Here is a 24,893-nt window from a genome sequence, read left to right as displayed (position 1 = left end):
GCTGAAAAGAGCGTGGTTTCGACTTTTTCGTCGCAATCGCAGCCCTATCGACACGCCTGTCTTTTTTGACTGGCGCGCCAACCCTTGCCGTGCCGGTTTTTCGGTGCAAGAGGGCTGGACGTACCTGCTTGACGGTTTCCCGGCTGACCATAGGGGCAACAGCCATGAAACTTACGCTCAAGGAATTTTTCGCAGGCTTCCTGCGTACACGCCACATCGCCCGGCACTTCCGTCGCCTGGCGTTGCTGGAAACCCTCAAAGACACCACGGTCAGCCGTGAAGTGCCACCCACCCTGGCCAATACGCTGGTGGACGCCGCCCATTGCGACAGCGGCGTGCTGCTGTCGAACCTCGGCACGCACACCGACGGCCTCACGGATTTTGAAGTCGATGCGCTGCGGGCGCAGCACGGCCTCAACGAAGTCGAGCACGAGCAACCGCTGCCGTGGTGGACCCACCTGTGGCATTGCTACAAAAATCCGTTCAACCTGCTGCTGACTTTGTTGGCGGTGATCTCATGGCTGACCGATGACCTGAAAGCCGCCACCGTGATCTTCTCCATGGTGGTGCTCTCGACTCTGCTGCGCTTCTGGCAGGAAAGCAAATCCAACCAGGCCGCCGATGCGCTCAAGGCCATGGTGAGCAACACCGCCACGGTGATGCGCCGGGACGAACCGCGTATCGAACTGCCGATCAAGCAACTGGTGCCGGGTGATCTGATCGTGCTCTCGGCCGGTGACATGATTCCTGCCGATTGCCGGGTGCTGAGCGCCAAGGATCTGTTCGTCAGCCAGGCGGCGATGACCGGTGAATCGATGCCGGTAGAGAAATTCCCCCGTCAGGCGGATCGCGATACGCGCAACCCGCTGGAACTCGACAACATCCTGTTCATGGGCACCAACGTGGTGTCCGGCACGGCGGTGGCGGTGATTCTCACCACCGGCAACAACACCTACTTCGGTGCGCTGGCCCTGCGGGTCGGGGCGACTGATCGCGCGGTGACTTCGTTCCAGCAAGGCGTGAACAAAGTCAGCTGGCTGTTGATCCGCTTCATGTTCGTCATGGCACCGCTGGTGTTGTTCATCAACGGTTTCACCAAGGGTGACTGGACCGAAGCGCTGCTGTTCGCGCTGTCGATTGCCGTGGGCCTGACCCCGGAAATGCTGCCGATGATCGTCACCTCGACCCTGGCCAAAGGTGCGGTGTTCCTGTCGCGCAAGAAAGTCATCGTCAAACGCCTGGACGCGATCCAGAACTTCGGCGCCATGGACGTCCTGTGCACCGACAAGACCGGCACGTTGACCCAGGACAAGATTTTCCTGGCGCGCAATGTCGACGTCTGGGGCGAAGACTCCGACGACGTGCTGGAAATGGCCTATCTGAACAGCTACTACCAGACCGGCCTGAAAAACCTGCTCGATGTGGCGGTGCTGGAACACGTGGAGATCCACCGTGAGCTGAAGGTCGGCACGGCATATCGCAAGGTCGACGAGATCCCGTTCGACTTCAATCGCCGGCGCATGTCGGTCGTGGTGGAAGGACACGGCCAACCGCATCAGTTGATCTGCAAAGGCGCGGTGGAAGAAGTGTTGTCGGTGTGCACCCGGGTTCGTCACGGTGAAGTCGACGAAGCCTTGAGCGATGAATTGCTGGCGAGAATTCGTCAGGTAACAGCAGCATTCAACGCTGAAGGCTTGCGCGTGGTAGCGGTGGCGGCACGGTCGATGCCTGAAGGTCGCGACACTTACAGCCTGGGCGACGAGCAGGAATTGACGCTGATCGGTTACGTGGCATTCCTCGATCCTCCGAAGGAAAGCACCGCACCGGCGCTCAAGGCCCTGGCCGAACACGGCGTGGCCGTGAAAGTGCTGACCGGCGACAACGAACTGGTGACCGCCAAGATCTGCCGCGAAGTGGGTCTTGCCCAGCAAGGCCTGTTGATGGGCAACGACATCGAGCGCATGAGCGACGCGCAATTGGCAGTGGCGGTGGAAACCACCAACGTGTTCGCCAAGCTGACGCCGACCCACAAGGAGCGCATCGTGCGCATCCTCAAGGGCAACGGCCACGTGGTCGGGTTCATGGGCGACGGCATCAACGACGCACCGGCCTTGCGCACTGCGGACATCGGTATTTCCGTGGACAGCGCGGTGGACATCGCCAAGGAAGCGGCCGACATCATCCTGCTGGAAAAGAGCCTGATGGTGCTGGAGGAGGGCGTACTGGAAGGGCGTCGGACCTTCGCCAACATGCTCAAGTACATCAAGATGACCGCCAGCTCGAACTTCGGCAACGTGTTCTCGGTACTGGTGGCCAGTGCGTTCATTCCGTTTCTGCCGATGCTGCCGATGCACCTGCTGGTGCAGAACCTGCTGTATGACATTTCGCAGATCGCGATCCCGTTCGACAACGTCGATGACGAGATGCTGAAACAGCCGCAGCGCTGGCAGCCAGGGGATGTCGGGCGCTTCATGCTGTTCTTCGGCCCGATCAGTTCGATCTTCGACATCACAACGTTCGCCTTGATGTGGTACGTGTTCGATGCCAACACCCCGGATCACCAGACCCTGTTCCAGTCCGGCTGGTTCGTGGTCGGGCTGCTGACCCAGACGCTGATCGTGCACATGATCCGCACGCCGAAGATTCCGTTCCTGCAAAGCCGCGCGGCCATGCCGTTGCTGGTGATGACCGCAATCATCATGGCCGTGGGCATCTTCCTGCCGATGGGGCCGCTGGCGCACTACTTCAAACTGCAGGCGCTGCCGTCGATGTACTTCGTGTTCCTGCCAGTGATCCTGCTGGCGTACATGGCACTGACCCAAGCCGTGAAAGGCTTCTACATCCGCCGGTTCGGCTGGCAGTAACAGGCAAGATTCCCCCCTTGTGGGAGCAAGGGGGGCGGTTTCAAGGAGTTCAACATGCAAGCCATCAACAACATCAACCTCGATTCGCTGCTCGACACCCTGGTCAGCCTCAGCGCAGCCTTCATCCTCGGTGGCCTGATCGGTTTCGAGCGCCAGTACCGGCAACGCACGGCGGGTTTGCGCACCAACGTGCTGGTGGCAGTCGGCGCGGCGATTTTCGTCGACATGGCCAACCGGCTCGGCGGGGCGGAAGGTGCGGTCCGGGTGGTCGCCTACGTGGTGTCCGGCATCGGTTTCCTTGGCGCCGGTGTGATCATGCGCGAAGAAGGCAACGTACGCGGCCTCAACACCGCCGCCACACTCTGGACATCGGCAGCGGTAGGCGCCTGTGCCGGCGCCGACCTGCTGGCCGAAGCCGTGCTCGGCACCTTGTTCGTGCTCGCCGCGAATACCTTGCTGCGGCCGATCGTCAACAACATCAACCGCCAGCCGCTGGATGTAGTCTCGGCGGAAGTCACCAACATCGTCTATGTGATAGCCCGGCGCTCCCAGCAGACGGCCGTGTTCGCCTTGCTTGAGGCCGAACTCGAGCGCAGCAACTACCCGGCCAGCGATGTCGATGTGCATGCCTTCGGTGCCGATGAAATCGAGATCGAAGCGACTCTGGCGACCACCTCGGTGGACGGCGATGAACTGGACGCGCTGGTGAAGCGGATTTCAACTTCGAACCTGGTGGTGCAGGCGTTCTGGAGTCCGAGTACCACGGAATAACCAAGCGAACGCCCGTCGTCGGGCAATGGCATGGGTGACCGTCAGCCGGATGAGTGACGGTCATTTTCGGAATAGTCCTACAGAGCATGCCTCGATGCTTGGGTAGTCTTGCCGCCACTTGAAGCGACTGACGAGACTTCCACGATGGCCGACAAAACCTTGCGTATTTTGATCGCCGACACCCGGCATTTTCACCGGATGAAGATCGAGCGGATGTTCAATGCCCTCGATTACTACCGCATTGCACCGGTGCAGAACTTCTCCGAACTGATGTCACTGATCGATTACGGCTGCGAGCCGTTCGATGTACTGGTGACTGACTCTCAACTGGCAGGTGGAATGCCGGATCTGCACGGATTCCTTTTTGATCTGGCGCAGGTCCGGCATGCACTGGTCTATGGCGAAGCGGTGAACGCGTCGGAGGTTCCCGGATACTTTCGACCAAAGATCACCACCTGCAACGCCGCGCTGCCCTCAATGAGTGCCATCTCACAATTGATGGCATCCGTCGATGCTTCACGTGAGCATTCATCGTGCAGGTGCCCGGCAAAATCCCTCACGCAATTGCACGCTTGATCACAATTCGGTCGATGGCGCAACTGTCAGGTCTGACAGGTGTTTCGCCATGCGTTCCGTGTAACAGTCGTAGCGCAGCTACCAGTAGTCCCGTTCATGCAAGATCGGTGGCGTCATCGTCATGTATTCGCCCGGGAGTGGTCATGGATTCAGCATTGATCGTCGACGACCATCCGGTGGTCGTCGGCGCCGTCAGAATGGTTCTGGAATCACTGGGCTATAAATCGATTCATGTCGCTTCGAGTGGCGTCGAAGTGGTGCCGATGATCCGTGCACACGCGCCGAAACTGATCGTGCTCGATTTGAAGCTCAAGGGCATGGGCGGTCTTGAAGTGCTGGAGAGGATCAATGCGCTCGGGCTGGTCTGCAAAATCGTGATTTTTTCATCGGCCGACCCCGACAGCTACCTGGCGCGTTGCCGACGTGCAGGTGCGATGGCTTTTGTGGCCAAGTCTGCCGAGTTGCAACAGTTGCAGAGTGCGATCAAGGCTGTCCGTTCGGGTTACGGCTATTTTCAGGAATTGCCTCAGGTCAGCGCAGGTCATTGCGGTGTGCACAGTGACGAGCGGCAGCAGATCGAACGATTGTCCAATCGCGAATTACACATTCTCGTGCAATTGGCGCTTGGCAAGCCCAACAAGGACATCGCCCTGGAGATGAACCTGAGCTACAAAACCATCAGTACTTACAAGACTCGCCTGATGCTGAAGCTCGGGATCGGCTCACTGGTGTTGTTGCGAGAGTTTGCCAGACGCAACCATCTGCTGTGAGAGGCTGCCCCATGATGAGGCCGCTGCGATTCATTCTTCTGTTGATCTTCATTTTGGCAAACGCAGTGCAGGCAGCCGGGACTGCGCAAAAACTGGAAATCATCTCCCGCACCCGGCTGGAGGGTGTGCAGTTACATCTCGACGAGCAGGATCGGCAGTGGCTCCGGGCACACCCGGTTTTGCGCATCGGCGCCTCCGGGCCGGACTATCCTCCCTTTGAACTGACCCGCAACAGACACGAACTGGAAGGCCTCACGGCCGAATACGCCGACGCGATCGCACAGGTGCTGAATGTCCGGATCGAGGTCTGGTGCTACCCCGATCGCGAAGCCGCCATGGCCGCGCTCAAGTCCGGGGAACTGGACTTGCTGGGGACCTCGAACAACTATGAGATTGCCGATCCCGACCTGATGCTGTCCCGTGCCTACGCCGAAGATCAGCCGATGTGGGTGACCCGGCTGGACGAGCCGTTGCCCGATGATCTGGCAGGCAAGCGCATTGCCATGGTGGAAGACTACCTGCCGGCTTCGACCATCGAAAAGGTTTACCCGCAAGCCACCTTGCAGCGTTATCGCTCGATTCTCGATGCCCTCGGCGCCGTGGCATTCGGGCGGGATGACCTGTACCTCGGCGATTTCATCAGCTCCAGCTATCTGATCAACATCAACTTCCACAACGACCTGCAACTGGCCGGCCCTTCGGGCCTCGACGCCAACCCTTTCGCTTTTGCCCTGACTCGCAGCAGTCCACGCTTGAAACGTCTGGTCGACAAGGCCTTGTTGGCGATTCCCATGGAGCAGCGCCTGGCCATGGAGCTGCGCTGGAGTGCCGGGCGTGCGGACATGACGGGACAAGCGCGGGTAAGTCTCAGCAGCAGTGAACAGGCGTGGCTCGACCGGCATCCGAGCGTGCGGGTCGGTGCGATCGAGGATTTCGCCCCACTGACGTTCTTTGATGGCGAAGGAAAATTTCAGGGGCTTACGGCGCAGTTGTTGAGTCTGATCAGTCTGCGCAGCGGTCTGAAGTTCGAGATCGTACGGGGGCAGTCACTGGATCGACAGATCGAACAATTGAAGAGCGGGAAACTCGATCTGCTGCCTGTGGTGACACCGAGCAGCGAGCGTGAACTCGAAATGCGTTTCTCCCGGGCTTACCTGAACAATCCGTTCGTATTGGTCGGCGGCGTGTCGGCGCAAGACGTGAGAACGCTGGACGACATGGCCGGCAAGCGTCTGGCGATCTATCGCGGTCACCCGTTGCGCGATTATCTGCGGGAAAGAGTACCGCAGCTCGGAATGGTCGAAGTACAAAGTCCGGCTGCCGGAATGGAAGCGATTGTCAGCGGGCGAGCCGACGCCACGCTGAGCTCATTGATGGTGGCTCGCTATCTGATTTCCCGTCAGTACCGGGGTCGAGCCCGGATTGTCGGCACGGTGGGGGATCAGCCTGCCCGGATCGCGCTGGCCACCGCGCCGGATGCGGTGGCATTGCACTCGATTCTGAACAAGGCGCTGTTGAGCATTGCGCCGAAGGAAATCGACGCTCTGGTCGAGCGCTGGGGGCGTGATGCCGTTGCCGATGACAGTTACTGGCAGCGCCATCGACGGGAAATCCTGCTTGGATTCGCCGGTGCTTCGGGATTATTGCTGTTGGCGTTGGGCTGGATCGCTTTCCAGCGCCGGCAGATTCGCCAGCGCCAGCAATGGCTGCTTCAACTGCAGGAAGCCAAGGACGCGGCGGACGACGCCAATCGGGCCAAGAGCACATTCCTGGCAGTCATGAGTCACGAAATCCGTACACCGATGAATGCCTTGCTGGGCATGCTGGAACTGGCGCTTAAACATGCCGATGAAGGTGTGATCGATCGTCCGGCGATTCAGGTGGCTTCCTCTGCGGGGCAGCAACTGCTGGCATTGATCGGCGATATTCTCGACATCGCACGTATCGAATCCGGTCATCTGTCGCTGACTCCCGAACGCGTCAATCTGCGTGACGTGGTGTTGTCGGTGTGCCAGGTTTTCGAAGGGCTGGCACGGGAGAAGCAGTTGTCATGGCACGTAAACCTGGATGAACGCAGCAATGTCGAGGTGATGCTCGATGCCCTGCGTTTCAAGCAGATGTTGTGGAACCTGCTGAGTAACGCGATCAAGTTTACCGATCAAGGCAAGGTCAGTCTGCGCTGCCAGGTTTTTACCGAACAGGACGGGCGGGTGGACGTGGGAGTGGTCATCGAAGACAGCGGCCGGGGCATCAGCGCCGAAGATCAGCAACGCTTGTTCAGCCCGTTTGTGCAAGTTGGCAGCCATCCGGCGACGGCCCGCAGCGGCTCCGGCCTGGGGCTGGTCATCAGCCGCAGCCTGTGCCGGATGATGGGCGGCGATCTGTGGATGACCAGCGAACTCGGACGTGGCACACAAGTCATGCTGCGCCTGGAGCTGACCGTGCTCGAGTCGCTGGTTCAGAAGGACGCCACGACGCCGTCGGTCACGGCAGTAAAGCCGCTGGACGTGCTGGTGGTGGACGATCACCCGGTTAATCGTTTGCTGTTGTGTCGGCAGTTGAGCGAACTCGGGCATCGCTTTGTCGACATCGGGAGTGGTGAGCAGGGGCTGGATCTGTGGCGCGGCCAAACGTTCGATGCACTGATCACCGACATCAACATGCCCGGACTCAACGGTTATGAACTGGCGCGAACAATTCGCGAAGAAGAGGCGGCGACGGGCAGGGTGCCTTGTCTGATTCTGGGGTTTACCGCCAATGCGCAGATGGAAGAGAAACAGCGATGTCTGGCTTGCGGAATGGATGATTGTCTGTTCAAACCTGTTTTGCTGCGGGAACTGAGCCGGGCGCTGATGGCCGCAGATTCCGGCGAAATACAGGCCGCAGCAGCGGAGGATCAGCTATCGCCCGGTTTCGATCTGACTTCGCTGTTGCGGCTGGCGGGTGCAGACAATCCGCTCATCGGGCAATTGCGTGAGGAAGTATTGAGCAGTTTGCGCACCGACCTGGAACGCCTGGATGAGGCCGGTCGGGAAGGCGATCGTGCGGGTCTGAAGGATCTGGCTCATCACGTCACGGGTGGCGCGCACATGATCGGTGCCGAGCGTGTGGTCTCGGCGTGCCGGGTACTGGAACAGGCCTGTCGGGACGGTGAGCCCGAGGCTGCACTGGAAGTTGCAATCGAATCGCTGCGCGTGGCCATGCACGACCTCGCGCAGCAACTTCAGGCCTGAGCGGTCAGTCCCACTGCGGCGCGATGCCTTTGGGGCTGGTCAGGCGATGACCGCGATCCAGGGTGGCGATCAGCGTCATGTCGGCCTCGCTCAGGGTCAACGCGGTGGCGCCGAGATTGCCTTGCAGGTTGGCGCGTTTGGTCGATGACGGAATCACCGCGTAACCCGATTGCATCGCCCACGCCAGGGTGACCTGCGCCGGGGTGGCTTGCAGACGCTCGGCGATCTGTACGATCAGCGGATCCTTCAGCACTTCGCCATAGGCCAGGGTCATGTACGAGGTGATCTGAATGCCCTGACTCTGTGCGAACTCCACGACTTTGCGGTTCTGAAGGTACGGGTGCAGCTCGATCTGGTTGGTGGCGATGTTGTCTGCGCCAACCGCTGCGATGGCTTGTTTCATCAAGTCGATGGTGAAGTTGGACACACCGATCTGCCGGGTCAGGCCCAGACGCTTGGCTTGCAGCAGGGCGCCCATGAACTCCTCCACCGGCACCTGATCTTCCGGCGACGGCCAGTGGATCAGCGTCAGGTCGAGATAGTCGGTCTGCAGCTTTTGCAGGCTCTCCTTGAGGCTCTCGATCAGACGGTCTTTGGTGAAGTTGGCGATCCAGATCTTGCTGGTGATGAAGAGTTTGTCGCGGGCAATACCGCTGGCGGCAATGGCCTGGCCGACCTCGGCTTCGTTCTCATAGATTTGCGCGGTGTCGATGACCCGGTAGCCGAGCTCAAGGGCGGTGCTCACCGAATCGATGACCACCTGCCCTTGCAGGCGAAACGTACCAAGACCGAAAGCGGGAACAGACATGCAGGACTCCAGGGTTGCAGTGGGAATGGGCGGGAGTATCCGCTGCTGCTTCCTTGAGAAAAACCGCTGTCGGGGCAAAGTACTGTTGACTGAAAGTCACGAATCACAGTGACAGGCCATTGTTCTACCCGTAGAACGATGAGAACGGTTTTGGCTGACTAGTGCTAAATACATGGCGAATTTATGATCAGTCCATGAACAACCTGATTTCGGAGACCACCATGAAAAACCTCATCGGTATCTACACCAGCCCTCGCGGCCATTGGGTCGGCGATGGGTTTCCGGTGCGTACCCTGTTTTCCTACGACAACCTGGGCAAGCACATCAGCCCGTTCCTGCTGCTCGATCACGCAGGGCCTGCGCAGTTCACCCCGACCACCGAACGACGTGGGGTCGGTCAGCATCCGCACCGCGGGTTTGAGACCGTGACCATCGTCTACGACGGTGAAGTGGAGCACCGCGACTCCACGGGCAGCGGCGGCAAGATCGGCCCGGGCGACGTGCAGTGGATGACCGCTGCTTCAGGGATCCTGCACGAGGAGTTTCATTCCTCAGATTTCGCCAGAACGGGTGGCAATCTGGAAATGGTACAGCTTTGGGTCAACCTGCCGGCCAAAGACAAGATGGCTGAACCGGGTTACCAGACGATTCTTGATAGCGACATCCCGAACGTTGCGCTCCGGGACGGTGCCGGCAACCTGCGCCTGATCGCGGGTGAGTTCGACGGTCACAAGGGGCCTTCCCGGACCTTCACACCCATCGACGTCTGGGACCTGCGCCTCAATGCCGGCAAGTTGCTGACGCTGGATCTGCACGAGGGCCGGAACACCGCGCTGGTGGTCCTGCGTGGTTCGGTCCGGATCAATGATCAGGAGTCGGCGGGAGCAGGACAGTTGGCGTTGTTCGAGCGTGATGGCGACCAATTGACTCTGGCAGCCAGCGAGGATGCTGTGGTGTTGCTGCTCAGTGGCGAGCCGATCGATGAACCGATTGTCGGTCATGGTCCGTTCGTGATGAACACCGAGCAGGAAATTCACCAGGCCTTTGTCGACTTTCAGTCGGGTCGTTTCGGTCGCATGCCGGCCTGATCCGGGTTTCACTTGTTGCCGTGGGAGACGCTCTGCTCCCACGGTTTTTTCAGTGTCTGCCAAATAGCACTCATCGCGCCAAATCAATTGCTCCTACACTAAGCCCAATCTGTGCGATCTTCTCGCGACTGGCCCCTGTCGGAGTTGTTAGATGCTGTCTCTGCTCACCGATCATCCGTTGTTTTGCGCCTTGATCCTGATCCTGCTCGACCTTGGTCTGTGGCGTCTGATCAGTTCCCACGGCAGCGCGTGGAAACTGCTGGTGCGGGTGCTGATTTTCAGTCTGTTCAGCGTGCTGCTGTTCAACGAAGGCCTCAATCCGATGGAGCCGGCGCCGTGGGCCGACAACGTGCCGTTGCATCTGGCGGCGACTGGGTTGCAGATCGGCTGGTGGCTGTTTGGTGCACGGACCCTGACGGTGTTGATCGGGGCGGTGATGATGCAGCGGGTCGGCCACACCGGACGGCTGTTGCAGGATCTGCTCGGCGCGGTGATTTTCCTGATCGCCATCATTGCCGCGCTGGCCTATGTGCTGGATCTGCCGGTCAAAGGCGTGCTGGCCACGTCCGGGGCCTTGGCGATCATCGTCGGTCTGGCGTTGCAGAGCACATTGAGTGACGTGTTTTCCGGCATCGTCCTGAACACCACCAAGCCCTACCAACTCGATGACTGGATCTCCATCGACGGCACGGAAGGGCGGGTGACCGACATCGACTGGCGCGCCACACGCCTGCAAACCTCCCAGGGAAGCATGGCGGTGATTCCCAACTCGTTGGCGGCCAAGGCCAAGATCATCAACTTCAGCCGTCCGAGCAACATGTTCGGTGTTGCGGTCAGCGTGCAGGTCAGCCCCCATGCTCGGCCGAATTCGGTGATCGATGCACTGGAGCGGGCGATGCAGGGCTGTCGCCCGTTGCTGGACAACCCGGCGCCAAGCGTAGCGTTGAAGAGCTCGAGCAGTGCCGGCGCGGAGTACGAAATCAGCGGCTTCGTGGCTTCGATGAGCGAGAAGCGTGCGGTGCGCAATCAGTTGTTCGATCTGGCTTACCGACACTTGCAGGCGTCCGGGGTCAATCTGTTGTCGAGTGATGAACCTGCCGCCCCGGCCCATCTCTCGCGGCCACGGGCGCTGCTCGACAGCTCGCCGATCTTCTCGACCCTGCGTCAGGAAGAAAAAGAGACCTTCAGCCAGAACATGACCCTGCAAACTTTCCGTGCCGGCGAGATCATACTGGAGGGCGGCGAGGTCAGTGACCATCTGTTCATCATCGAGTCCGGTGTGGTCTCGGTGACTTTGAACCGGCATGGCGTTCCGTTCGAATCAGGGCGCATGGGGCCGGGGGAAGTGATCGGCGAGGCAGGGATTCTTTCCGATACTTCGTTGCCGGCCGACTTTTCCGCCAAGACGTTCTGCGCCCTGTATCGCATCGAGAAGTCGTATCTCAAGCCTTGCCTGGATGCCCGTCACGACATCAACGATGCAATGAAGGCGCTGCTCGATTTCCGCCTGCTCAAGGCGCAGGCGCTGACTCAGGAAACGCCGGTAGCCGCACCGAAAAGAGGCTTCCTGCAGTGGCTGCGCCATCGCGCCTGAGACGGTTCAGCGGCGTTCGTATCCGGCGAGTTTCTGTTCGAGGTTCTGGCGCACCTGCGCTTCGCGGGGACCTGATGTCACAGTTTTTATCGGTCAATGGCAGGAACACGGACGATGAAAAAAATGCGGATTGCCACGTTCAACGTCAACGGCCTGCGTGCCCGTCTGCCGAATCTTCTGGAGTGGCTCAGGCGCGAGCAGCCGGACATCGTCTGTTTGCAGGAGCTCAAAATGGTGGACGGCGCGTTTCCAGCCACGGATCTGGAGGCCGCTGGTTATGGCGCCATCTGGCATGGCCAGGCCTCATGGAACGGCGTGGCGATTCTTGCCCGCGATGCGCAACCGCTGGAGAGTCGTCGCGGTCTGCCGGGTGATCCTGACGATAAACACAGCCGGTACCTCGAAGCGGCGGTGCACGGGGTGTTGGTGGGTTGTCTGTACCTGCCCAACGGCAATCCGCAACCGGGGCCGAAGTTCGACTACAAACTGGCCTGGTTCGAGCGTCTGATCACTTACGCCCAGGCTTTGCAAAGCAGCGATCACCCGGTGGTGCTGGCCGGTGATTACAACGTGGTGCCTACCGATCTGGATATCTACAACACCCGTTCGTGGCTCAAGGATGCGTTGTTGCAACCGGAGAGCCGCGAGTGCTATCAGCGCCTGCTGGATCAGGGCTGGACGGATTCGTTGCGGCACCTGTATCCCGAAGATCGGCTGTACACGTTCTGGGATTATTTCCGTCAGCACTGGCAGAAGAATTCCGGGCTGCGGATCGACCATTTGCTGCTCAATCCGGCGTTGAGCCCTTATCTGCACGAGGCCGGTGTGGATGCCTGGGTACGTAACGAACCGCATGCCAGCGACCACGCGCCGACATGGATTCGTATCGATTCGCGTAAAAGACGCTAGCCGGTGATTGGTTAATTCAATTGTCGATTCGATGCCCGGATCCCGTATACATGGCGACCATCGGCGCAGCGATCCGCGTCTTCATGCATAAGGACTGAGCAATGAGCGAGCCACGCCTGGCGAATCTGAAACAGTATCTGCAACGGCTGGGGTTCGACACACCCCCGGCACCGACCCTTGAAACCCTGCGACTGTTGCAGTTGCGTCATACCGGCGCCTTTCCTTTCGAGAATCTGTCGACCCTCTCGGGCGAGCCCGTGCTGATCGATCTGGTGTCGATCCAGCGCAAGGTCTTGAACGATGCCCGTGGCGGTTACTGCTACGAACTCAACAATCTGTTTCTGGCCTTGTTGCTGGAACTGGGATTCGAGGCGCGGGGCATCAGTGGCCGTGTGGTCATGAATCAGCCCGAAGGCAGCTGGACGGCACGGACTCACCGTTTGAGTCTGGTGACCCTCGACGGCGTGCGTTACATCACCGACGTGGGTTTTGGCGGCATGGTCCCGACCGCGCCGCTGATTCTGGATACCGAAGCCGAGCAGTCCACACCCCACGAGCCGTATCGCATCGAAGTGCAGGCCGATGGCTACATGTTGCGGGCCAGGGTCGCCGGCGAATGGCGGCCGATGTACCTGTTCGACCTGCAACGCCAGGAAGACATCGATTACACCCTCGGCAACTGGTACGTCTCGACTCATCCGGACTCGCCATTTGCCCAGCGTCTGATGGTCGCGCGTACCGGCGACGGCTGGCGGCGCACATTGAACAACGGCAGTTTTGCCATCCATCGCATCGGTATGGAGAGCGAGCGGCGTGAGGTGACGGATGTCGATGAACTGATCGAATTGCTGGAACGGGAATTCGGCTTGCGCTTGCCGCACCAGCCTGGTGCGCGGGAGGCGCTGGCGCGCTTGATTCAGCCAACCTGAAACCTATGGTTTTGCTTCCGGCTCCAGTACCCGCCGGATTTCATTCACGGCCGCTGACAGTTTTTTCTCAAGGCTCTTGAGGTCGGTGGCGGTGATGCCTTGCTTGAATTGCCCGCTTGAATGTTCGAGTTCATCGGTTGCGCCACGGCTGTTAAGCAATGCGTGGCGCAGGGTGTTGTTGATCACCGTCTGATAGCCAACCCCTTCCTCTTCGGCGACCGTACGTGCCGCTTCGATGACCGCATCATCAAGCATGATGGTGATGCGCGTTTTACCCTTGTTGGGCGCCAAAGCGCCGCGTTTGCCCTGAGAGAAGTCGTACTCGTCTTTCATCGGTCAGCCTCCAGAAAATATTCGCGACGTTCGCTCGGTGTAGCGACACGTGCGGAAATGATTCGAACGAAATTCGGTTCGCGGTAACTGTACGCAACCACCAACAAACGTCCTTTGCCGTCGTTGCCGAGTGTGATCCAGCGTTGCTCGTCATGGTCGTTGTCTTCAATGGTCAGTGCTCGGTCGTCGTAGAAGACCGGTTCGGCCTCGGCGAGGCTGATCCCTCTGTGCTTGAGTTTGTTGGCAGCATTCTTGCTTTTGTCGAACTGAATCTTGAATGACTTCATTATGCATACTTTATATGTATAGAAAAGGGTGCGACCGCGCCGTCGGTCGCCATGAACACTTCAGCCTAGGCGGATAAAACGTGGACTCGATTGGGGATGTGTTGCCGGATTTGTGGGGGATGAAAGCAGCGGGATAGAAGGTTGAGTGGCTGGCTAACCATTATGTGACTGACAAGTTGTATACAAGTCTATGGACATTTGTGCCGACTCTTGAATACAGTGTGTGCATAACAAAAACCAGGGAACTCCCCCCACCATGAAAACGCCCCATGTTTCACACCAACGGCCCGAGGACGAGAATCTCGGGGTCGGCGCGAATATGGCTTACGGCCTGCAACACGTTCTGACCATGTATGGCGGTATCGTCGCGGTGCCACTGATCATCGGTCAGGCTGCCGGGTTGTCGCCGGCGGACATTGGTCTGTTGATTGCTGCTTCATTGTTTGCGGGGGGGCTGGCCACGTTGCTGCAAACCCTGGGTCTACCGTTTTTCGGCTGTCAGTTGCCGCTGGTGCAGGGCGTGTCGTTCTCCGGTGTTGCCACGATGGTGGCAATTGTCAGCAGTGGCGGGGAGGGCGGCTTTCAGTCAGTACTCGGGGCGGTGATTGCCGCGTCGTTGATCGGTTTGCTGATCACGCCGGTGTTCTCGCGAATCACCAAGTTCTTCCCGCCGCTGGTCACCGGCATCGTGATCACCACTATCGGCCTGACGCTGATGCCGGTGGCCGCACGTTGGGCCATGGGCGGCAACAGTCACGCGCCTGACTTCGGCAGCATGCAGAACATTGGTCTGGCGGCGGTCACGCTGGTGTTGGTGCTGCTGCTGAGCAAGGTCGGCAGCTCGACCATCTCGCGTCTGTCGATCCTGTTGGCCATGGTGATCGGCACGGTGCTGGCGGTGTTCCTCGGCATGGCGGACTTCTCCAGCGTCACTCAAGGGCCGATGTTCGGCTTCCCGACACCGTTCCATTTCGGCATGCCGACCTTCCACTTCGCTGCGATTCTGTCGATGTGCATCGTGGTCATGGTGACCCTGGTGGAAACCTCGGCGGACATCCTGGCGGTCGGTGAAATCATCGGCACCAAGGTCGACTCCAAACGTCTGGGCAACGGCCTGCGGGCGGACATGCTGTCGAGCATGTTTGCGCCGATCTTTGGCTCGTTCACCCAGAGCGCCTTTGCCCAGAACGTCGGTTTGGTGGCGGTGACCGGGATCAAGAGCCGCTATGTGGTGGCGACCGGCGGTATCTTCCTGGTGATCCTCGGCCTGCTGCCATTCATGGGCCGGGTCATCGCAGCCGTGCCGACCTCGGTACTCGGCGGCGCCGGTATCGTGCTGTTCGGCACTGTGGCGGCGAGCGGTATCCGCACGCTGTCCAAGGTCGATTACCGCAACAACGTCAACCTGATCATAGTCGCCACTTCGATCGGCTTCGGCATGATCCCGATTGCCGCGCCGAACTTCTACGATCATTTCCCGAGCTGGTTCGCGACCATTTTCCATTCGGGCATCAGCTCGTCGGCGATCATGGCGATCCTGCTGAACCTGGCGTTCAACCACTTTACGGCGGGTAACTCGGATCAGCAGTCGGTGTTCGCGGCGGCAGAAGAGCGGACCCTGCGTTATCGCGATCTGGCAGCGTTGCGTGAAGGCGACTACTTCAGCGACGGCAAACTGCATGACTGCGACGGCAATGAAGTGCCGGTGATCGATCCGGATGCGGATCACGGTCATGGCGCGCCAAAGGCTCATGCCAAGAGCAGCGAGCACGTCTGACCGTTGTAGCTGAATGAAAAAGGGCCGATCAGTCGGGAAACTGATCGGCCCTTTTTCTATGGCGCCGCTTTTTCAGCGCCCACAAAAAAGCCCCTGAATCTGTCGATTCAGGGGCTCTGTATTTGGCTCCACAACCTGGACTCGAACCAGGGACCCAGTGATTAACAGTCACTTGCTCTACCAACTGAGCTATTGCGGAATTGGTGCGTATGTTACTGATTTAAAAAGACTAGTCAAGCGCGAGATGTAAATTTGTTGGAAAGGTCAGGACGGGCGGCGGTTTATCGGCGATTGGCGGTTACCAGAACCGTAGCAGAGGTCTACCATGGCCGCCCGGAAGTGGTCACACGCGCTGCCGGCCATTCGCCGAAAAGGTATGCGCCATGAATAGTCCCATCCTCACCCATTGTCCTGTCGAGGTGTTCGCATGAGCACCGCACAAATCAGCCTGCCCAAAGGCGTTGGCCTTCACGCGGAAAAGCTTTTCGACGCGATCGTTCAGGCCGCTACGGCTGAAGAGCTGAATCGCGCAGGCGGCAAGGCCGAAGGTTTTGTTCTCGGCCTGGAAAGCACCAAGGCTATCAAGAGCCAGGTCGCTGAATCGCTTTACGTCGTTTATGACGATGCGGCGACCCAGCGTGCAACGGAACTGGCTTAACCGCCGAACGTGAAGGTGCCGAGCATCAGTTTGGCGTACAGCATCGTTGCGCCCAGTTGTACCAGCCACAGCGCCAGCCCACCGAGAAACACCCCGGCCGCGACTTGCAGCACCAGGTTGTTGCCGCGCTTGGCCGGGACGCGGGGGATGAAGTCATCCAGATCATCACGGTCGGCGCGCAGGTCATCGTTTTTCATGTCGTCTCTCTGAAATATCGTCTGTGTGCAGTCTAGAGGGTGTTGCGGCTTTTCTTCAGACAAATAAAAACGGGAAGCCCGAAAGCTTCCCGTTTTCAGTGCCGCGTCAGATCAGATGACCTGAACGATGGCGTCCGTCACGACTTCGATGTTGCTCTGGTTCAGCGCGGCCACGCAGATGCGGCCGGTGTCCAGGGCGTAGATGCCGAACTCGTTGCGCAGGCGGTGAACCTGCTCGGTGGTCAGGCCGGAGTAGGAGAACATGCCACGCTGACGACCGACGAAGCTGAAGTCGCGCTGCGGGGCTTTTTTCGCCAGCAGAGCAACCATCTGCTCGCGCATGCCGCGAATGCGCAGGCGCATTTCGGCCAGTTCGGCTTCCCACTGGGCACGCAGTTCCGGGCTGTTCAATACAGCGGCCACAACGCTTGCACCGTGAGTCGGCGGGTTGGAGTAGTTGGTGCGGATCACGCGTTTGACCTGCGACAGTACGCGGGCGCTTTCTTCTTTCGATTCGCTGACGATCGACAGAGCACCGACGCGCTCGCCGTACAGCGAGAACGACTTGGAGAACGAGCTCGACACGAAGAAGGTCAGGCCCGACTCGGCGAACAGACGCACGGCAGCGGCGTCTTCGGCGATACCGTCACCGAAACCCTGATAGGCCATGTCGAGGAACGGCACGTGACCTTTGGCCTTGATTGCTTCCAGCACGTTGTTCCAGTCCGCCGGGCTCAGGTCGACGCCGGTCGGGTTGTGGCAGCAGGCGTGCAGCACGACGATCGAGCCGTTCGGCAGGGCGTTGAGGTCCTCCAGCAGGCCGGCACGGTTCACGTCGTGGGTGGCGGCGTCGTAGTAGCGGTAGTTCTGCACCGGGAAACCGGCGGTTTCGAACAGGGCGCGGTGGTTTTCCCAGCTTGGGTCGCTGATCGCCACAACGGCATTGGGCAGCAGTTGCTTGAGGAAGTCGGCACCGATTTTCAGTGCGCCGGTCCCGCCGACGGCCTGAGTGGTGACAACCCGGCCAGCAGCCAGCAACGGCGAATCATTGCCGAACAGCAGCTTTTGCACGGCCTGGTCGTAGGCCGCAATGCCGTCGATCGGCAGGTAGCCGCGCGAGGCGTGCTGAGCGGCGCGAATGGTTTCGGCTTCAATGACGGCGCGCAGGAGTGGAATTCGCCCCTCTTCGTTGCAGTACACACCCACCCCGAGGTTGACCTTATTGGTCCGGGTATCGGCGTTGAATGCTTCGTTGAGGCCCAGGATTGGATCGCGGGGTGCCATTTCGACAGCGGAGAACAGGCTCATTTTTACGGCAGCTCTATTGGAGAGTGGAGGGACGTGTGGCGCTCCAGCCGAATGCACTAGAGCGGTGCACAAACGGGGAGCTAGTATAGAGGCCATCATCGATCAATGGCGACAGGCGATTCGGCTTTTAAGGTAAGTTTTTCCGATTATTTCTCGACCGTTAGTCGAATGGGCTTGTCGGAGACTTTACCGGGTGTAGGACGTTTGCCTTGAAAGGTGAGGCAATCGGCTCCACATTCAGCACAATCTTCGTTTTTCCTTGCGCGACATCGGTCGTTAGCGGTCTTTCTCGTGGTGCTGCGATTGGTCGCCAGCGTCGCGATTCCAGAGGTGTTTATGTCTGAATTCCAGCTCGTCACCCGATTCGACCCAGCCGGCGATCAGCCTGAAGCTATTCGCCAGATGGTCGAGGGCATCGAAGCCGGACTGGCGCACCAGACCCTGCTCGGTGTGACCGGGTCGGGCAAGACCTTCAGCATCGCCAACGTGATCGCCCAGGTGCAGCGCCCGACCCTGGTGCTGGCGCCGAACAAGACCCTGGCCGCGCAGTTGTATGGCGAGTTCAAGTCGTTCTTTCCGAATAACGCCGTCGAATACTTCGTTTCCTACTACGACTACTACCAGCCCGAAGCCTATGTGCCTTCGTCCGACACCTTCATCGAGAAGGATGCGTCGATCAACGACCACATCGAGCAGATGCGTCTGTCGGCGACCAAGGCATTGCTCGAGCGCAAGGACGCAATCATCGTCACCACGGTGTCGTGCATCTACGGTCTGGGCAGCCCGGAAACCTATTTGAAAATGGTGTTGCACGTCGACCGCGGCGACAAACTCGATCAGCGCGCGCTGGTTCGGCGTCTGGCCGACCTGCAATACACCCGCAATGACATGGATTTCGCCCGGGCGACCTTCCGTGTGCGCGGTGATGTGATCGACATCTACCCGGCGGAATCCGACCTCGAAGCGATCCGTATCGAGCTGTTCGATGACGAAGTGGAGAGCATTTCCGCGTTCGACCCGCTGACCGGCGAGGTCATCCGCAAGCTGCCGCGCTTCACCTTCTACCCGAAAAGCCACTACGTGACGCCCCGGGAAACCCTGCTCGACGCCATCGAGGGGATCAAGGTCGAGCTGCAGGAACGTCTGGAATACCTGCGCAGCAACAACAAGCTGGTCGAGGCTCAGCGTCTGGAGCAACGCACCCGGTTCGATCTGGAGATGATCCTCGAGCTGGGCTACTGCAACGGCATCGAAAACTACTCGCGCTACCTGTCCGGACGTCCGGCCGGCGCGGCGCCGCCGACGCTCTACGATTACCTGCCGGCCGACGCCTTGCTGGTGATCGACGAATCCCACGTCAGCGTGCCGCAGGTCGGCGCGATGTATAAGGGCGACCGTTCGCGTAAAGAGACGCTGGTGGAATACGGTTTCCGTCTGCCATCGGCGCTGGACAACCGGCCGATGCGTTTCGACGAGTGGGAAGGGGTGAGCCCGCAGACGATTTTCGTCTCGGCCACGCCCGGCAACTACGAAGCCGAGCACGCCGGGCGGGTGATCGAACAGGTTGTGCGCCCGACGGGGCTGGTCGACCCGCAAGTCGAAGTGCGCCCGGCACTGACCCAGGTCGACGATTTGCTTTCGGAAATCACCAAGCGTGTGGCGGTGGAGGAGCGGGTGCTGGTCACCACGCTGACCAAGCGCATGGCCGAAGACCTGACCGATTACCTGGCCGATCACGGCGTGCGTGTGCGTTATTTGCACTCGGACATCGACACCGTCGAACGCGTGGAAATCATCCGCGACCTGCGCCTTGGCACCTTTGACGTGCTGGTGGGGATCAACCTGCTGCGTGAAGGCCTGGACATGCCGGAAGTGTCGCTGGTGGCGATTCTCGATGCGGACAAGGAAGGCTTTCTGCGTTCCGAACGCTCATTGATCCAGACCATCGGCCGTGCGGCACGTAACCTCAATGGCCGGGCGATTCTCTACGCGGATCGCATTACCGGTTCGATGGAGCGCGCCATCGGCGAAACCGAACGCCGTCGTGACAAACAGATCGCCTTCAACCTGGCCAACGGCATCACACCGAAGGGCGTGTTCAAGGACGTCGCCGACATCATGGAAGGCGCCACCGTACCCGGTTCGCGCAGCAAGAAGCGCAAAGGCATGGCCAAGGCCGCCGAGGAGAACGCCAAGTACGAAGCCGAACTGCGTTCGCCGAGCGAGATCACCAAGCGCATCCGTCAACTGGAAGAGAAAATGTACCAGTTGGCCCGCGACCTGGAGTTCGAAGCGGCGGCGCAGATGCGCGACGAGATTGCCAAGCTGCGTGAGCGCCTGTTGGCCGTCTGATCTTCATCGTCCGACAGTGCCTCATCGCGAGCAGGCTCGCTCCCACATTGGATCTGTGTCGTTCACAAATCCCCTGTGGGAGCGAGCCTGCTCGCGATTGGGGCCGCTCGGTCTCAATGAGCCTCGCCGGCCTTCAGGCCGGCGGGCAGTTTCTTGGTCAGCAAGATCGCCAGCATGCTGATCCCCAGCGCAATCCCGACAAAATGAAACGCATCGTTGTAGGCCATGATCAGCGCCTGCTGATGCACGATCTCGCTCAACTTGCCCAAAGCCGCCGTGTCACTGCCAAAGCGATCGGTCATCGACGCCAGGCGTTCGGCCACCTGGGGATTGGTCGGCACCACAGCTTCGCGCAAGTAATCGAAGTAGGTTTTGGTGCGCGCATCCAGCAGGGTGGCGAGCAGGGCGATGCCGATGGCGCCACCGAGGTTGCGCAGGATGTTGAACAGGCTCGACGCCGAGCCCGCGTCCTGCGGCAGGATATAGGCCGTGGCGATCAATGAAATGGTGACCATGATCAGCGGCTGGCCGAGGGCACGGATGATCTGGATCTGATTGAACTGCGGCCCGGCAAAGTCCGGGTTAAGCACGCCGGATGAGAAGCTCGCCAGACCAAACAGACCGAACCCCAAGGTGCACAGCCATTTCGGCGACACGAATTTCATCAGTTTCGGTACCAGCGGAATCAGAAACAGCTGCGGCACGCCCATCCACATGATCACTTCGCCGATCTGCAAGGCGTTGTAATTTTGGATCTGCGCCAGATACAGCGGCAGCAGATAGATCGAACCGTACAGCCCGACGCCCATGCCCAGGCTGGAAATACTCGACAGCCCGAAGTTGCGATTGCGCAGGATGCCGAGGTTGATCAGCGGGTTGGGCTTGGAAATCTGCACGATCACGAAGGTGATCAGACTCAGCAGGGCGATGCTGCCCAGCGTCACGATCAGGCTCGATTCCAGCCAGTCCTTGCGATGGCCTTCTTCAAGGAAGACCTGCAAACAACCGAGGCCGATGCCCAGCGTGAGAATGCCGGTGTAATCGGTGCTTTTGAGCAGTTCCCAGTGCGCTTCTTTCTTCTCCAGGCCGTACATCAGCCCGGCGATCATGATCAGCCCCGGCGGAATGTTGATGTAGAAGATGTATTCCCAGCCCCAGTTCTCCGTGAGCCAGCCGCCGAGGGTCGGGCCGATGGACGGGGCGAAGGTCGCGGTCATGGCGAACATCGCCATGCCTTTGGCGCGGTGGTGTTCGGGGAGTTTGATCAGGGTCAGGGTGAAGGCCAGCGGAATCAGCGCGCCACCGGTGAAGCCCTGCATGGCGCGGAACACAATCATGCTGTCGAGGCTCCAGGCCATCGAGCACAGCAACGACGAAATCAGAAACCCCAGCGATACCCACACCGCCAGCCGCCGCGCCGAAAGCAACTGTACCAGCCACGCGGTCAGCGGGATCATGATGATTTCCGCCACCAGATAGGAGGTGGAAATCCACGAGCCTTCTTCCAGCGTCGCCGACAGTGCGCCCTGAATGTCCTTGAGCGACGAGTTGGTGATCTGGATATCGAGCACCGCCATGAACGCGCCGAGCATGACGCTCATGACCGCGATCCAGTCCCGCCGGGTCGGTTCGCCGACCGGGCGGATCAGTTGATCACCGGCCATTATCCGGGGCGTCTTTGATATTCACGGTGGCGGTGACCGACATGCCCGGACGGATTTTGCCGTGCAGCGGGTTATCGGCCTTGAAGGTCAGCTTGACCGGAATCCGCTGCACGACCTTGGTGAAGTTGCCGGTGGCGTTGTCCGGCGGCAACAGGCTGAACTGCGCACCGGAAGCTGCGAACAGACTGTCGACCCGTGCTTCGATCGGCGTATCGCCGTAGGCATCGAAGATCAGCTCGGCCTTCTGCCCCGGTTGCATGTGGCCGATCTGGGTTTCCTTGAAGTTGGCCTGCACCCAGATGTCTTCGTCCGGAACGATCGACAGCAGATACGCGCCGGCCTGAACAATCTGCCCATTGCGTGCGGCGCGCTGGCCGACCAGGCCGCTGATCGGTGCGTGGATTTCGCTGCGGGTCAGGTTCAGCTCGGCCTGGGCGAGGTCGGCGCGGGCGTTGGCGATCTGCGCATCGAGGCGTTTGATTTCGGCGCTCAGTGCGCTGACCTGCTGGCGCTGGCTCTGCGCATCGGCCTGGGCCTTGGCCACTTGCGAGCGGGCGATGTGGGCGTCGGCGGAGAGGGTGGTGACCCGTTCCTCGGAAACGAAACCGGGTTTGCGCAGTGCTTCTGCGCGGGACAGATCGATCTGCGAGCGGCCCAGTGTCGCTTGCGTGGTTGCCACTTGCGCTTCGCTGGCGGCGATCAGGCTGGCCTGCTGGGTCAGTTTGCTCTGGGCTTGCAGGCGCTCGGCTTCACGGGTGGCGAGGGCGGCGTTGGCGCGATCGACGGCGAGGCGGAAGTCCTCACCTTCGAGACGGACCAGCAACTGGCCTTTTTCCACGTGCTGGTTGTCCTGCACCAGGACTTCGTCGATGCGTGCGCTCAACTGACTCGACACGCGGGTGATTTCACCCTGGACATAGGCGTTGTCGGTGCTTTCATAAAAGCGTCCCTTGAAAAACCAATGAGCGAAAAAGCCCCCGGCAATCAGCAGGACGAGCAGCAGGAAAATGAACAGGCGACGCTTGAGTTGGGCAGGCATGGGCAAACTGTAGTCGAGGAATTGTAAGAAAAGTTATCAGCGGGCGAATCTGGCATACAGCCGATGAGCGGTAAATGCCGTCTGTTGATATTTGGCCATTCATCACGGCCTACGGGCGTTGCAGACGCAAAATTGGCTTAAATGCCCTGCCCGCTGGAGCGGGGCGGGTGTCGCCTGTTACCATTCGCCGCTTGATTGTTCTTTGCTTTTCATTCTTTTCGAGACATGCCATGACCACCGTCCGCACTCGCATCGCGCCATCGCCTACCGGGGATCCTCACGTAGGTACCGCTTACATCGCACTGTTCAACTACTGCTTTGCCAAGCAGCACGGCGGTGAGTTCATCCTGCGGATCGAAGACACCGATCAGTTGCGTTCGACCCGCGAGTCCGAACAGCAGATCTTCGACGCCCTGCGCTGGCTGGGTATCGACTGGAGCGAAGGTCCGGACGTCGGCGGCCCGCACGGCCCGTACCGTCAGAGCGAGCGCGGTGACATCTACCAGAAGTACTGCCAGCAACTGGTCGACATGGGCCACGCCTTCCCGTGCTTCTGCACCGCCGAAGAGCTGGACCAGATGCGTGCCGAGCAAATGGCTCGCGGCGAAACCCCGCGTTACGACGGTCGGGCACTGTTGCTGTCCAAGGAAGAGGTCGCGCGCCGCCTGGCTGCCGGCGAACCCCATGTGATCCGCATGAAGGTGCCGACCGAAGGTGTCTGCGTGGTGCCGGACATGCTGCGCGGCGACGTCGAGATCCCGTGGGATCGCATGGACATGCAAGTACTGATGAAAACCGACGGCTTGCCGACGTACTTCCTGGCCAACGTGGTCGACGACCACCTGATGGGCATCACCCACGTCCTGCGTGGTGAAGAATGGCTGCCGTCGGCGCCGAAACTGATCCTGCTCTACGAATACTTCGGCTGGGAACAACCGGAGCTGTGCTACATGCCGCTGCTGCGTAACCCGGACAAGAGCAAGCTGTCCAAGCGCAAGAACCCGACTTCGGTGACGTTCTACGAGCGCATGGGCTTCATGCCTGAAGCGATGCTCAACTACCTGGGACGCATGGGCTGGTCGATGCCGGACGAGCGCGAGAAGTTCTCGCTGCAGGAAATGGTCGACAATTTCGACCTCAAGCGTGTGTCGCTGGGCGGGCCGATCTTCGATATCGAGAAACTGTCGTGGCTCAACGGCCAGTGGCTGCGTGATCTGCCGGTGGAAGAGTTTGCCGCTCGTGTGCAGAAGTGGGCGTTCAACTCCGAATACATGATGAAGATCGCGCCGCATGTTCAGGGCCGCGTCGAAACCTTCAGCCAGGTTGCACCGCTGGCCGGGTTCTTCTTTGCCGGTGGCGTGAATCCGGATGCCAAGCTGTTCGAGTCGAAAAAACTTTCGGGCGATCAGGTTCGTCAACTGATGCAACTGATCCTGTGGAAGCTGGAAAGCCTGCGTCAGTGGGAGAAGGACAGCATCACCGCAACGATTCAGGCGGTGGTCGAATCCCTTGAGCTCAAGCTGCGTGATGCGATGCCGCTGATGTTTGCCGCGATCACAGGGCAGGCGAGTTCGGTGTCGGTGCTCGATGCGATGGAAATCCTCGGGCCGGACCTGACCCGTTTCCGTCTGCGCCAGGCGATTGACCTGCTGGGCGGCGTGTCGAAGAAAGAAAACAAAGAGTGGGAAAAGCTGTTGGGCGCTATCGCCTGATTGCGTTTGACTCTGCAGGACGCG

General features: G+C 59.8%; 20 protein-coding genes and 1 tRNA gene. 13 read left to right on the top strand and 8 right to left on the bottom strand.

From position 1 onward, the window contains the following. Positions 1–164 precede the first annotated feature (164 nt). The 5 genes from mgtA to J5M72_RS07975 all read left to right on the top strand — a co-directional run bounded on the left by mgtA (position 165) and on the right by J5M72_RS07975 (position 8,214). Entirely contained in the window at positions 165–2,864 is a 2,700-nt protein-coding gene (gene mgtA / locus J5M72_RS07995) for a magnesium-translocating P-type ATPase (RefSeq protein WP_207865035.1), read from the top strand. A gap of 54 nt (positions 2,865–2,918) precedes the next feature. Then, positions 2,919–3,635 carry an MgtC/SapB family protein gene (locus tag J5M72_RS07990; RefSeq protein WP_085711975.1) on the top strand — a complete coding sequence of 239 codons (717 nt, stop codon included), beginning with the start codon at positions 2,919–2,921 and terminating at the stop codon, positions 3,633–3,635. Positions 3,636–3,779: 144 nt separating this feature from the next. Next, positions 3,780–4,211: a chemotaxis protein CheY gene (locus J5M72_RS07985; protein ID WP_207865032.1), complete on the top strand. Its 432-nt coding sequence runs from the start codon at positions 3,780–3,782 to the stop codon at positions 4,209–4,211. 143 nt (positions 4,212–4,354) lie between these two features. Next, positions 4,355–4,981, top strand: a complete 627-nt coding sequence (locus tag J5M72_RS07980; protein WP_207865030.1) for a response regulator transcription factor — start codon at positions 4,355–4,357, stop codon at positions 4,979–4,981. 11 nt (positions 4,982–4,992) lie between these two features. Beyond that, positions 4,993–8,214 carry a transporter substrate-binding domain-containing protein gene (locus tag J5M72_RS07975; protein WP_207865028.1) on the top strand — a complete coding sequence of 1,074 codons (3,222 nt, stop codon included), beginning with the start codon at positions 4,993–4,995 and terminating at the stop codon, positions 8,212–8,214. A gap of 4 nt (positions 8,215–8,218) precedes the next feature. Here J5M72_RS07975 and dkgB read toward each other — a convergent pair whose 3' ends face one another. Next, positions 8,219–9,022 carry a 2,5-didehydrogluconate reductase DkgB gene (dkgB, locus tag J5M72_RS07970; protein WP_169429627.1) on the bottom strand — a complete coding sequence of 268 codons (804 nt, stop codon included), beginning with the start codon at positions 9,020–9,022 and terminating at the stop codon, positions 8,219–8,221. A 221-nt stretch (positions 9,023–9,243) separates the two neighbouring features. Here dkgB and J5M72_RS07965 point away from each other — a divergent pair, with 221 nt between their 5' ends. From J5M72_RS07965 to J5M72_RS07950, 4 genes are all read left to right on the top strand, one after another. Next, positions 9,244–10,110 carry a pirin family protein gene (locus tag J5M72_RS07965; protein WP_207865142.1) on the top strand — a complete coding sequence of 289 codons (867 nt, stop codon included), beginning with the start codon at positions 9,244–9,246 and terminating at the stop codon, positions 10,108–10,110. A gap of 151 nt (positions 10,111–10,261) precedes the next feature. Next, the gene (locus J5M72_RS07960; protein ID WP_169429628.1) at positions 10,262–11,704 is read left to right on the top strand and encodes a mechanosensitive ion channel family protein; all 1,443 of its coding nucleotides are present in this window, start codon (positions 10,262–10,264) and stop codon (positions 11,702–11,704) included. A gap of 114 nt (positions 11,705–11,818) precedes the next feature. Beyond that, positions 11,819–12,613 carry an exodeoxyribonuclease III gene (gene xth, locus J5M72_RS07955; protein ID WP_207865026.1) on the top strand — a complete coding sequence of 265 codons (795 nt, stop codon included), beginning with the start codon at positions 11,819–11,821 and terminating at the stop codon, positions 12,611–12,613. 101 nt (positions 12,614–12,714) lie between these two features. Next, the gene (locus tag J5M72_RS07950) at positions 12,715–13,542 is read left to right on the top strand and encodes an arylamine N-acetyltransferase (RefSeq protein WP_169429630.1); all 828 of its coding nucleotides are present in this window, start codon (positions 12,715–12,717) and stop codon (positions 13,540–13,542) included. A 3-nt stretch (positions 13,543–13,545) separates the two neighbouring features. On the opposite strand, the gene J5M72_RS07945 is transcribed toward J5M72_RS07950, so the two are convergent. Next, positions 13,546–13,875, bottom strand: a complete 330-nt coding sequence (locus tag J5M72_RS07945) for a BrnA antitoxin family protein (RefSeq protein WP_207865024.1) — start codon at positions 13,873–13,875, stop codon at positions 13,546–13,548. Then, the gene (locus J5M72_RS07940) at positions 13,872–14,162 is read right to left on the bottom strand and encodes a BrnT family toxin (protein WP_085612835.1); all 291 of its coding nucleotides are present in this window, start codon (positions 14,160–14,162) and stop codon (positions 13,872–13,874) included. Before J5M72_RS07940 ends, J5M72_RS07945 begins: the two co-directional genes overlap by 4 nt. A gap of 256 nt (positions 14,163–14,418) precedes the next feature. Here J5M72_RS07940 and J5M72_RS07935 point away from each other — a divergent pair, with 256 nt between their 5' ends. Next, a complete protein-coding gene (locus J5M72_RS07935; protein ID WP_192564179.1) occupies positions 14,419–15,939 on the top strand; it encodes a nucleobase:cation symporter-2 family protein in 1,521 nt (506 codons plus the stop codon). Between the two features lie 123 nt (positions 15,940–16,062). On the opposite strand, the gene J5M72_RS07930 is transcribed toward J5M72_RS07935, so the two are convergent. Further along, positions 16,063–16,138 (bottom strand) — tRNA-Asn (locus J5M72_RS07930). A gap of 228 nt (positions 16,139–16,366) precedes the next feature. Here J5M72_RS07930 and J5M72_RS07925 point away from each other — a divergent pair. Beyond that, positions 16,367–16,597 carry a hypothetical protein gene (locus tag J5M72_RS07925; RefSeq protein ID WP_169429634.1) on the top strand — a complete coding sequence of 77 codons (231 nt, stop codon included), beginning with the start codon at positions 16,367–16,369 and terminating at the stop codon, positions 16,595–16,597. On the opposite strand, the gene J5M72_RS07920 is transcribed toward J5M72_RS07925, so the two are convergent. Both J5M72_RS07920 and J5M72_RS07915 read right to left on the bottom strand, forming a co-directional pair. Beyond that, positions 16,594–16,794: a hypothetical protein gene (locus J5M72_RS07920; RefSeq protein WP_169429635.1), complete on the bottom strand. Its 201-nt coding sequence runs from the start codon at positions 16,792–16,794 to the stop codon at positions 16,594–16,596. The genes J5M72_RS07925 and J5M72_RS07920 overlap by 4 nt on opposite strands. A gap of 111 nt (positions 16,795–16,905) precedes the next feature. Then, positions 16,906–18,102: an amino acid aminotransferase gene (locus tag J5M72_RS07915; protein WP_207865023.1), complete on the bottom strand. Its 1,197-nt coding sequence runs from the start codon at positions 18,100–18,102 to the stop codon at positions 16,906–16,908. Between the two features lie 336 nt (positions 18,103–18,438). Here J5M72_RS07915 and uvrB point away from each other — a divergent pair, with 336 nt between their 5' ends. Then, positions 18,439–20,454: an excinuclease ABC subunit UvrB gene (gene uvrB / locus J5M72_RS07910; RefSeq protein WP_207865021.1), complete on the top strand. Its 2,016-nt coding sequence runs from the start codon at positions 18,439–18,441 to the stop codon at positions 20,452–20,454. A 113-nt stretch (positions 20,455–20,567) separates the two neighbouring features. Here uvrB and J5M72_RS07905 read toward each other — a convergent pair whose 3' ends face one another. Further along, complete coding sequence (locus tag J5M72_RS07905; protein WP_169429638.1) at positions 20,568–22,118, bottom strand: MDR family MFS transporter; 1,551 nt, start codon at positions 22,116–22,118, stop codon at positions 20,568–20,570. After that, positions 22,108–23,157 carry an HlyD family secretion protein gene (locus tag J5M72_RS07900; protein ID WP_207865019.1) on the bottom strand — a complete coding sequence of 350 codons (1,050 nt, stop codon included), beginning with the start codon at positions 23,155–23,157 and terminating at the stop codon, positions 22,108–22,110. The genes J5M72_RS07905 and J5M72_RS07900 overlap by 11 nt, the downstream gene beginning before the upstream one ends. Before the next feature lie 230 nt (positions 23,158–23,387). On the opposite strand from J5M72_RS07900, the gene gltX reads away from it, so the two are divergent. Beyond that, positions 23,388–24,869, top strand: a complete 1,482-nt coding sequence (gene gltX, locus J5M72_RS07895; RefSeq protein WP_085711989.1) for a glutamate--tRNA ligase — start codon at positions 23,388–23,390, stop codon at positions 24,867–24,869. The last annotated feature ends 24 nt before the right edge of the window (positions 24,870–24,893 follow it).

This window comes from Pseudomonas sp. 58(2021), from assembly GCF_017491585.1.
Lineage (GTDB): Bacteria > Pseudomonadota > Gammaproteobacteria > Pseudomonadales > Pseudomonadaceae > Aquipseudomonas > Aquipseudomonas fluorescens_BT.
This window is presented reverse-complemented; position numbering and strand designations above follow the sequence as displayed.